We start from the raw sequence: 9,720 nt of genomic DNA, 5'->3' as shown, positions 1-9,720 counted from the left end.
CGCATCGACGTCCTCTTCGCCATGCTCCGGGACGGCACCTTCTACGAACCGCCCAAGATCGCTACCGCTTGACGAAAACCATAGGGGCACTTTTTGCCGTACAAGCCGTGGGCGCCGCGCGGACGGCACGCGGACACGGCATCAGTCCAGGTGCCTCGTGGTCAGGCGTGCGGCCGAGGCGATCGTGGCCCGCGCCTCCCGCTCGGTGAGCCCGGCGCCGACCGCCGCTTCGGCGAGGAGGTCCGCGAGTGCGTCGCCGATGCCGTTCTCGTACGCGCGGCATGCCGCCCAGAACAGACGGGTGTTGCGCTGGCCTTCATGCGCCGCGCGTACGAACTGGACCAGCCCCTCGCCCCGGGGTGCCCGTTCGGTCGACGGCGCGGCGTGGTGGGGCCGGGACCGGCGCAGGGGAAGCGCCGGGGGTGGTGCGATCAGGTGCAGCAGCGCGCTGGGGCAGGTCGCGGGGGCCAGATCCGCCGTGCCGGGCGCGAGCCGGTAGGCGCCGTGCGCGGAAACCGACCCCGGACCCACGAGATAGCCGCCGCTGCCCCGGATGTCGATCCCGGGTGCGAGCCGGCTCGCAGAGTTCGGCACCACGACGTCGGGCGGACCGGTCAGCCACAGATGGCGGCCGCCGCTGGGCGTGAGCACGGTGACCGTGTCCGGAACGGTGAACAGATGCTGGAGCGCGAGCTGCCGCAGCGCGGCGACGGAGTCCGTCCCGCCCGTCACGGCGCTCTTGGTGTCGAGGTCGATGCCGATGAGGTGGTACGGCGGCCGGCCGCACGCGATTCCGTAACCCGTTGCCCATGGCGCGGCGGCGAACAGTTCTCGAACGGTCGAGGGGTCGGTCGTGGCGTCGTACACGCCGTGCCCCGGGAGCCCGCACTCGCCGCGGCAGAGGATCGGTTCCGGGTCGCGGCGGTGGGGCGAGGGCAGCGCCGGGAGTTTGGTGGGCGACAGGGGGATCACGGGGAGCCCGCGTTCGGCGGCGGACAAGGCGTGGGCGAGGGCCAGGGTGGTGCTGTGCCGGTCGGTGGTGGCCATGACTCTATGTTCGTACTGTTGTTCGAGTAAGGGAAGAGGGGAAATTTGGCCGAAAATGTGCCGGAACGCTTTTCCTCTTACCGTGGGCGGATTTCGCCGCCCAGGACGCCTTGAGCTGGGCGGTTGGAGGTGCGAAGGGGGTTTATCGACATGTCCTCACGCTTGAGGAGGAATCAGAGCCTACGGGGTGGTTCGCAGGAGATTCGGTGGGCAACTCTGGACTCGCGACGTCGTGAACACGACCCGAGGCGGTCGGCCAACTGCCTGGGTTTCAGCCGTACTTCCGTACTTCCGGTGCACCCGAGGTGCACTTCCGGTTCCTGGAGGAATTGACATGGCAAGCATCCGTACCGCACGTGCCCTCGCCGCCGTCGCCGCGCTGCCCCTCGCCGCCGCGCTCTTCACAGGGGTCGCCCAGGCGGACAACGGCGCCTTCGCGAACAACGGATCGAACGCCTCCGTGGCCGAGATCGAGGGCAGCGGTGTCGGACACGACAACTACGGCAACTCGACGACCACCCAGCAGGTGGCCACGGGCGCCGGAGCGTCCAACCAGAACAACACCGCGAGCGTCAACGGCTCGGCCTTCACCATGATCGACCAGTCGAACAAGAACATCGCGGTGACGTTCTTCCCGCTCTGGTGACCCACGGCCCGATGGGGGTTGAGGCTGAGGGGTGAACACGGCCTGCGTGACGGTGCTCCGGTGCCGCCGCGCAGGCCGTTCGCGTCGGGTGCCCTCCGGCCCCGCGCTCTCGGGGATCCGCCCCTGCGGAGGCCGGTGTCCGTGACCTTGACAGCCCGGGCGTATCTGACGGACAGTCAGAAATCTGTTACCGCCCCGCACTCCTGAGCCCGGGAGGCCGTCGCCGTGCATCTCGCACCGACAGAGCGCCAGCAACGGCTGCGCGCCGAACTCCGTTCGTACTTCCGTGATCTGATGCCGGACGGCCCTCCGGGCGGCGACGACACCGCAGGGCAGCGCAGACTGCTGCGCAGGATCGGCGCCGACGGAATGCTCGGACTCGGCTGGCCCGTCGAGTACGGCGGGCAAGGGCGCGGCGCCGATGAGCAGTTCGTCTTCTTCGACGAGGCGTACCGCGCGGGCGCGCCCGTCTCCATGGTCACGCTGAACACGGTCGGTCCGACTCTCATGAAGTACGGGACCGAACAGCAGAAGTCCTTCTTCCTGCCACGGATCCTGAGCGGCGACGTCGTCTTCGCGATCGGTTACAGCGAGCCCGATGCCGGGACCGATCTCGCGTCGCTGCGGACGAAGGCGGTGCGGGACGGAGGCAGCCGGCTGGTCGACGGGCAGAAGGTCTTCACCTCGAACGCCCAGAACGCCGACTGGATCTGGCTGGCGTGCCGTACGGATCCGGAGGCGCCCAGGCATCAGGGCATCTCGATCATCCTCGTGCCGACGGACGCGCCGGGCTTCTCATGGACGCCGATCGAGACGGTGGGCGGCCTGACGACGACGGTGACGTACTACGACGGGATACGGGTCCCCTCCGCGAACCTGGTCGGCGAGGAGAACCGCGGCTGGGAGCTGATCACCAACCAGCTCAACCACGAGCGGGTCGCGCTGGCCGCCATCGGTATGCAGGCCGAGGACTTCGCGGCTGCGGCGCTGAGGCATGCCCGCACCCCCGATCCGGTGACGGGCGCGCGTCCGGTTGACGAGCCGTGGGTGCGCTCCAGGCTTGCCGAGATGCATACCCGGCTTGCCGCAACGCGCCTGCTCAACTGGCGTTTGGTGGGGGATGTGGGGGCCGGCCGGCTCGCCCCCGGCGACGCCGGTGGCGTGAAGTTCATGGGAACCGAATCGGCCGTCGAGGTGTATCGAATGTGCCAGGAAATCACGGGGGACGCCGGGCTCATCAGGGCCGGTTCGCCCGGGGCCCTCGGAATGGGCACAGCCGGTGACGGGGAGCTGGAGCGGATGAACAGGGCGGCACAGATCAACACCTTCGGGGGCGGGGTGAGCGAGGTGCAGCGGGAGATCGTCGCGACGATGCGGCTCGGTATGAGGAGGGGGAAGCGGTGAGCGCGGACGCGGGAGAGGCGAGTGCGGACGCCGAAGACCTGTATGTACGGCTGAAGGTGTACGAAGGGCGGGCCGCTGCCACCTCGGGGGTCGGGAAGGACCTGGTCAACGAGCCCATGATCAGGCACTGGTGCGAGGCGATGGGGGATACGAACGCGGCCTACGCGGGACCGGACGCGATCGCGCCGCCGACGATGCTGCAGGCCTGGACGATGGGCGGTCTCTCGGGGCACTCGGACCGCTCGGGGGCGCACGACGAGCTGTTCGCGCTGCTCGACGGGGCCGGGTACACCTCGGTGGTCGCGACCGATTGCGAGCAGGAGTATCTGCGACCGCTGCGGCCCGGGAACCGGATCACCTTCGACGCGGTGATCGAATCGGTGTCACCCCGGAAGACGACCAGGCTGGGGACGGGACACTTCGTCACGACGCGGATGGACGTCCGCGCTGACGGGGAGCTCGCGGGGACGCACCGCTTCCGCATCCTCAAGTACACCCCTGCCGCCACGTACGCACGGACGGTCGCGCACCCACCGGCGGACACGCACCCACGGGCGGACACGCACCCACCGGCGGTCGCGGCGAAGCAGAAGCCCCGCCGCCCCCGGCCGGTGATCAACCGGGACAACGCCGGATTCTGGGACGGGGTCGCCCGCCACCAGCTGCTGATCCAGCGGTGCGGGGCGTGCGGGACGCTCCGTTTCCCCTGGCTGCCGGGATGCGGTGGATGCGGCTCGGCGGAGTGGGACACGGTGGAGGCGGGCGGCGAGGGGACCGTCCACTCCTATGTGGTCATGCACCACCCGCCCTTCCCCGCATTCGATCCTCCGTACGCGGTGGGACTCATCGAGCTGGCCGAGGGTGTGCGGATGGTCAGCAATGTGGTCGGGGTCCCGTACGACAAGGTGCGCATCGGGATGCCGGTGCGGCTCGAGTTCCAGCGGGTGGACGAGGACCTGGAGCTGCCCGTGTTCCGGTCCCTGGAAGAGAGCACGGGCTGACATGGACTTCACGCCCACCCAGGAGCAGGCGGCGGCCCACGAGCTGGCCGCGCGGATCTTCGGGGATCTCTCCACGCACGAGCGCCTGGCCGCGGCCGGGACCGGGACGGACACCGAACTGTGGAAGGCGCTGTGCGCGGCGGGGCTGATCGAGGCCGTGGAGGAGACGGGGCTGCTCGGTCTTGTACTGCTGCTGGAGGAGCAGGGGCGCAGGACCGCGCAGGTGCCCTTCGCGGTGAGTTGTGTGTACGGCCTGCTCGCCGTGGATCGACACGGCTCGCCGGAGCAGCGGACCCGGCTGCTGCCTGCTCTGCGGGACGGGACCGCGGTCGCGACCGGAGCGTTCCCCGGGCGTGGGGCCGTCCGGGCCGACGGGGACGGCAGGCTGACCGGGACGGTCCCATGGGTGCCGTGGCTGAGGGACGCCACCCATGTGCTGGTGCCGGACGCGGACCGGACTTTGTGGCTCGTGCGGGTGATGGATGCGGAGACCGCCACGGTGGAGACCACAGCTCCCTGGGCGGCGGGCCGGCTCCTGCTGGACGGCACACGGGGTGAGCGGCTCGGCGACGACGGTCCCGAGGACGGCAGAGGCCGGGGCGGGGTGGACGGGGACGGTGCCTCCGTCGGCGATCGGGGCGCGTACCGGGACGAGGGTTCCTCGGGTTCCTCGGGTTCCTCAGGTTCCTCGGGCCCTCCGGGCGCGTACGAGGACATGCTCGCCGCAGCCCGTATCGCCTTCGCCGGACTCCAGGCGGGTGTGTGCGCGGGCTCGCTCGCCCTTGCCGTCGCTCACACCTCGGTCAGGGAGCAGTTCGGGCGTCCCCTCGCCACCAAGCAGGCGGTACAACTCCGCGCGGCCGATGCGTACATGGACACGGAGGCGATACGTGTGACCGCGTACGAGGCGGCGTGGCGGTACGACGAGGGCCTGCCGTGCGGCACGCATGCGCTGACTGCCGGCTGGTGGGCTTCCGAGGCGGGCAAGAGGGTCGTCCACACCGGTCAGCATCTGCACGGCGGCGTCGGGGCGGACATCGGCCATCCGGTCCACCGGCACTTCCTGTGGGGCCGGCAGCTCGACGCATATCTGGGCCCTGGTGCCCAACTTCTCGATGAACTCGGCCGGTTGCTCGCGAAGGAGGACGCGGCATGAGCACTGCACGGAGTGCGGACCTGCGCGTGGGTGACGAGCTGCCCCCGCTCACCGTTCCCCTCACCCGCACCCTGATCGTCGCGGGAGCCGTCGCCTCGCGGGACTACCAGGACGTGCACCATGACGCGGAGCTCGCGAAGGAGAAGGGCTCCCCGGACATCTTCATGAACATCCTGACGACGAACGGCCTCGTCGGGAGGTTCATCACGGACCACTTCGGTCCCACGGCCGTGCTCCGCAAGGTGGCGATACGGCTCGGCGCACCCAACTACCCGGGCGACACGATGACATTGACCGGAACCGTCACCGAGGTGAGGGGGGACACGGCGCAGGTGCGGGTCACCGGGGAGAACGGGATCGGGCACCACGTCACGGGCACGGTGACGGTCACGGTTCCGGGGGCCGGATCATGAGCGTGCGCAGGCCCGACTCGCTCGGCGGGCGGGCGGCGGTCGTCGGTATCGGAGCGACCGAGTTCTCCAAGGACTCAGGGCGCAGTGAACTCAAGCTGGCCGTCGAAGCGGTACGGGCGGCACTCGACGACGCCGGGCTCTCCCCCGCCGATGTCGACGGCATGGTCACCTTCACCATGGACACCAGCCCCGAGATCACCGTTGCCCAGGCGGCCGGCATCGGCGAGCTGTCGTTCTTCTCCCGTATCCACTACGGCGGCGGCGCGGCCTGTGCCACCGTTCAGCAGGCCGCCCTCGCCGTCGCCACCGGGGTCGCCGAAGTCGTCGTCTGCTACCGGGCGTTCAACGAGCGTTCGGGCCGCAGGTTCGGTGCGGGGGTGCAGCAGCGGGAGCCGTCCGCGGAAGGGGCGGCGCTCGGCTGGAACATTCCGTTCGGGTTGCTCACCCCTGCCTCCTGGGTGGCCATGGCCGCTCAGCGCTATCTGTACACGTACGGGCTGACTCCGGAGGCGTTCGGCCATGTCGCCGTGACCGATCGCCGTCATGCCGCGCGCAACCCGGCGGCGTACTTCCACGGCAGGCCGATCACGCTCGCCGATCACGCCGCCTCCCGATGGATCGCCGAGCCGTTGCGCCTGCTGGACTGCTGCCAGGAGACGGACGGCGGCCAGGCGGTCGTGGTGACATCCGTGGAGCGGGCCAGGGACCTGCCGCATCCGCCTGCCGTGATCGTCGCCGCGGCGCAGGGCGCGGCCCGGGCGCAGGAACAGATGACCAGCTACTACCGTGACGACCTCACCGGCCTGCCGGAGATGGGAGTCGTCGCCCGCCAGCTCTGGCGGACCTCCGGCCTTCGTCCCGCCTCCGTCGATGTGGGCATCCTCTACGACCACTTCACGCCGTTCGTGCTGATGCAGTTGGAGGAGTTCGGCTTCTGCAAGCCGGGTGAGGCTGCCGACTTCGTGGCCGCGGACGCCCTTCCCCTCAACAGCCATGGCGGTCAGCTGGGTGAGGCGTATCTGCACGGGATGAACGGCATCGCGGAGGCGGTCCGGCAGCTGCGCGGCACCTCGGTGAACCAGATACCCGGTGCGGCGACGACCCTGGTCACGGCCGGCACCGGAGTCCCGACTTCCGGTCTCATCCTGGGGAGGGACGGCTGAGACCGCCCTGCTCAGCGCCGGTGCGGGCGGCGGCTCGGGCGGATCGCGTCGCGGACCGGGCGCATGAGACCCCTACTCCCGGGCCGACCGCCCTCCACCTTGGGGAGGTGGGGCTTACCGCACCCCTACAACCTGAGGCGGATTCCCTTTCGGGACCTGGGGCCGATCCCGTGGGACAGGCCCGCTCCTAGCGTTGAGCCATGACCACGCCTGTCTGCGCGACCGCATCCAGGGCCGCATCGCCGCCACCCTCCTGCTCGCCGTACCCGTCGTTCTCGTCGTACGTACGGGCGCGGGGGCCCGTACTGCTGCGTACCGCGCGTTCCCTCACGGCCAATCCGTGCGACGCCGAGGACCTGCTGCAGACCGCGCTCACCAAGACGTACGTCGCCTGGGAGCGCATCGAGGACCACCGGGCGCTCGACGGTTATGTCCGGCGTGCGCTGCTCAACACCCGTACGTCGCAGTGGCGCAAGCGGAAGGTCGACGAGTTCGCCTGCGACGAGCTGCCCGAGCCGTCCGGAGTGCCGGAGCCGGACCCTGCCGAACAGCAGGTGCTGCACGACGCGATGTGGCGTGCGGTGATGAGGCTCCCTGACCGGCAGCGCGCCATGGTCGTCCTGCGGTACTACGAGGACCTCAGCGAGGCCCAGACCGCCGAGGTGCTCGGGGTCTCGATAGGCACGGTGAAGAGCGCGGTCTCGCGGGCGCTCGGCAAGCTCCGTGAGGACCCGGAGCTCACTCCGGTGCGCTGACCGGCGCTTCCGCCCCGGTCCTCTTGCCGGGTCACCGGACCGCCCCACGGGACTGCCCACCCGACTGCCCCGGCCCGGCGGCTCCGGCTACCCCTGCTTCCCAGGCTTCCGCGGCCGTTCGGTCCTCGGTGCCAGGGGCTCCGCTTCCCGGGCCGCCTCCCCGTCCGATGGCCCGCTCCAGCAGCGGCACAGAGCCCGAGCCGGTCGCCCGGCGGGTGGCCCGAGCGCGTCAGGCTCCGCCGGACGCCTGCCGGGTGGCCGTCGTGACGGCCCTCCGTCGAAGGACGGCCACAGGCCGGTGCTGTGTCCGACACCGAGTATTCGTCTGTCTTTTCCTACCCAGGGGTAGTGACATACCGCTCGGTATGTGCGCAGAATCGCCACACCCTTACTGCCAGGGGGTCCGGGGCATTCCCCGGCCGAGAGCTGTGCGCCCACCGGGAGGACGCCGTGCTGAGCACCATGCAGGACGTACCACTGACCGTGACCCGCATCCTGAAGCACGGGATGACGATCCACGGCACCTCGCAGGTCACGACGTGGACCGGAGAGAGCGAGCCACAGCGCCGAAGCTACCGCGAGCTCGGTGAGCGCACCGCGCAGCTCGCGCACGCCCTGCACGACGACCTCGGGGTCGAAGGTGACGAGCGCGTCGCCACGCTGATGTGGAACAACGCCGAGCACGTGGAGGCGTACTACGCGATCCCCTGCATGGGCGCCATCCTCCACACGCTCAATCTGCGCCTGCCCGTCGAGCAGCTCGTGTTCATCGTCAACCACGCGGCCGACCGGGTCGTCATCGTCAACGGTTCCCTGCTGCCGCTCCTCGCTCCGCTGCTGCCCCATCTGCCGACGGTCGAGCATGTCGTGGTCTCGGGGCCCGGCGACCGTTCGCTGCTGGACGGTGTGCAGGCCCAGGTGCACGAGTACGAGGAACTGATCGCCGGCAAGCCGGTCTCCTACGACTGGCCGGAGCTGGACGAGAGGTCCGCCGCGGCGATGTGTTACACCTCCGGCACCACCGGCGACCCCAAGGGCGTCGTCTACTCCCACCGCTCGATCTACCTGCACTCGATGCAGGTCAACATGGCCCAGTCGATGGGGCTGACGGACTCCGACACCAGCCTGGTCGTGGTCCCGCAGTTCCACGTCAACGCCTGGGGCCTGCCGCACGCCGTGCTGATGAGCGGGGTGAACATGCTGATGCCGGACCGGTTCCTCCAGCCGGCCCCGCTCGCCGAGATGATCGAGACCGAGCGCCCGACCCACGCGGCCGCGGTTCCCACCATCTGGCAGGGCCTGCTGGCCGAGCTCACCGCCAAGCCGCGTGATGTCAGCTCCCTCGGCCAGGTCACCATCGGCGGTTCCGCCTGTCCGCCCTCCCTCATGCAGGCGTTCGACGACCTGGGCATGCGCGTCTGTCACGCATGGGGCATGACCGAGACCTCCCCGCTGGGGACGATCGCACGGCCGCCGGCCCATGCGGTCGGTACGGAGGAGGAGCTGGGCTACCGCCTCACCCAGGGCCGCTTCCCGGCCGGTGTCGAGGCACGGCTGCGCGGCCCCGGCGGCGAGTTCCTGCCCTGGGACGGCGAGGCCGCGGGCGAGCTGGAGGTGCGGGGACCGTGGATCGCGGGGGCCTACTACGGCGGTGCGGCGGGCGAGCCGCTCAAGCCCGAGGACAAGTTCAGCGAGGACGGCTGGCTCAAGACCGGTGACGTCGGCGTGATCAGCCCCGACGGCTTCCTCACCCTGACCGACCGGGCCAAGGACGTCATCAAGTCCGGCGGCGAATGGATCTCCTCCGTCGAGCTGGAGAACGCCCTCATGGCGCACCCCGAGGTCGCGGAGGCGGCGGTCGTCGCCGTCCCCGACGAGAAGTGGGGCGAGCGTCCGCTGGCCACGGTTGTCCTCAAGGACGGTTCCACGGCGGACTATGTGTCGCTCAAGGACTTCCTGGCCGGGAAGATCGCGAAGTGGCAGCTGCCGGAGCGCTGGGCGATCATCCCGGCGGTGCCGAAGACGAGCGTCGGGAAGTTCGACAAGAAGGTGATCCGCAGGCAGTACGCGGACGGCGAGCTGGACGTCACGGAACTGCGGTAGCCGCGGACTGCGGTGGACGACAACCGCCTCGA

The 9,720-nt window shown here is 70.2% G+C and carries 9 protein-coding genes; 8 read left to right on the top strand and 1 reads right to left on the bottom strand.

Going from position 1 to position 9,720, the window contains the following annotated elements; genetic code table 11:
* Positions 1-141: 141 nt before the first annotated feature.
* Positions 142-1,047 (bottom strand): bifunctional DNA primase/polymerase, encoded by a 906-nt coding sequence (locus tag ACFU5O_RS31530; RefSeq protein WP_384245619.1) that lies wholly within the window; start codon positions 1,045-1,047, stop codon positions 142-144.
* A gap of 334 nt (positions 1,048-1,381) precedes the next feature.
* Here ACFU5O_RS31530 and ACFU5O_RS31525 point away from each other — a divergent pair, with 334 nt between their 5' ends.
* The 8 genes from ACFU5O_RS31525 to ACFU5O_RS31490 all read left to right on the top strand — a co-directional run bounded on the left by ACFU5O_RS31525 (position 1,382) and on the right by ACFU5O_RS31490 (position 9,688).
* Positions 1,382-1,693: a hypothetical protein gene (locus tag ACFU5O_RS31525; RefSeq protein WP_384245617.1), complete on the top strand. Its 312-nt coding sequence runs from the start codon at positions 1,382-1,384 to the stop codon at positions 1,691-1,693.
* A gap of 225 nt (positions 1,694-1,918) precedes the next feature.
* A complete protein-coding gene (locus ACFU5O_RS31520) occupies positions 1,919-3,097 on the top strand; it encodes an acyl-CoA dehydrogenase family protein (RefSeq protein WP_384245615.1) in 1,179 nt (392 codons plus the stop codon).
* Positions 3,094-4,098 carry a bifunctional MaoC family dehydratase N-terminal/OB-fold nucleic acid binding domain-containing protein gene (locus ACFU5O_RS31515; RefSeq protein ID WP_384245614.1) on the top strand — a complete coding sequence of 335 codons (1,005 nt, stop codon included), beginning with the start codon at positions 3,094-3,096 and terminating at the stop codon, positions 4,096-4,098. The genes ACFU5O_RS31520 and ACFU5O_RS31515 overlap by 4 nt, the downstream gene beginning before the upstream one ends.
* A gap of 1 nt (position 4,099) precedes the next feature.
* Positions 4,100-5,254, top strand: a complete 1,155-nt coding sequence (locus ACFU5O_RS31510; protein ID WP_384245613.1) for an acyl-CoA dehydrogenase family protein — start codon at positions 4,100-4,102, stop codon at positions 5,252-5,254.
* A gap of 20 nt (positions 5,255-5,274) precedes the next feature.
* Positions 5,275-5,667 carry a MaoC/PaaZ C-terminal domain-containing protein gene (locus ACFU5O_RS31505; protein WP_384245633.1) on the top strand — a complete coding sequence of 131 codons (393 nt, stop codon included), beginning with the start codon at positions 5,275-5,277 and terminating at the stop codon, positions 5,665-5,667.
* On the top strand, positions 5,664-6,830 hold the full coding sequence (locus ACFU5O_RS31500; RefSeq protein WP_384245611.1) for a lipid-transfer protein: 1,167 nt from the start codon (positions 5,664-5,666) through the stop codon (positions 6,828-6,830). The genes ACFU5O_RS31505 and ACFU5O_RS31500 overlap by 4 nt, the downstream gene beginning before the upstream one ends.
* Before the next feature lie 200 nt (positions 6,831-7,030).
* A complete protein-coding gene (locus ACFU5O_RS31495; RefSeq protein WP_384245609.1) occupies positions 7,031-7,585 on the top strand; it encodes a SigE family RNA polymerase sigma factor in 555 nt (184 codons plus the stop codon).
* Between the two features lie 450 nt (positions 7,586-8,035).
* The gene (locus tag ACFU5O_RS31490) at positions 8,036-9,688 is read left to right on the top strand and encodes a long-chain fatty acid--CoA ligase (RefSeq protein ID WP_384245607.1); all 1,653 of its coding nucleotides are present in this window, start codon (positions 8,036-8,038) and stop codon (positions 9,686-9,688) included.
* Positions 9,689-9,720: the final 32 nt, after the last annotated feature.

It is taken from the genome of Streptomyces sp. NPDC057445 (assembly GCF_042802855.1).
Taxonomy (GTDB): domain Bacteria; phylum Actinomycetota; class Actinomycetes; order Streptomycetales; family Streptomycetaceae; genus Streptomyces.
The sequence above is the reverse complement of the archived record's forward strand: the minus strand, read 5'-3'. Positions and strand labels throughout refer to the sequence as shown.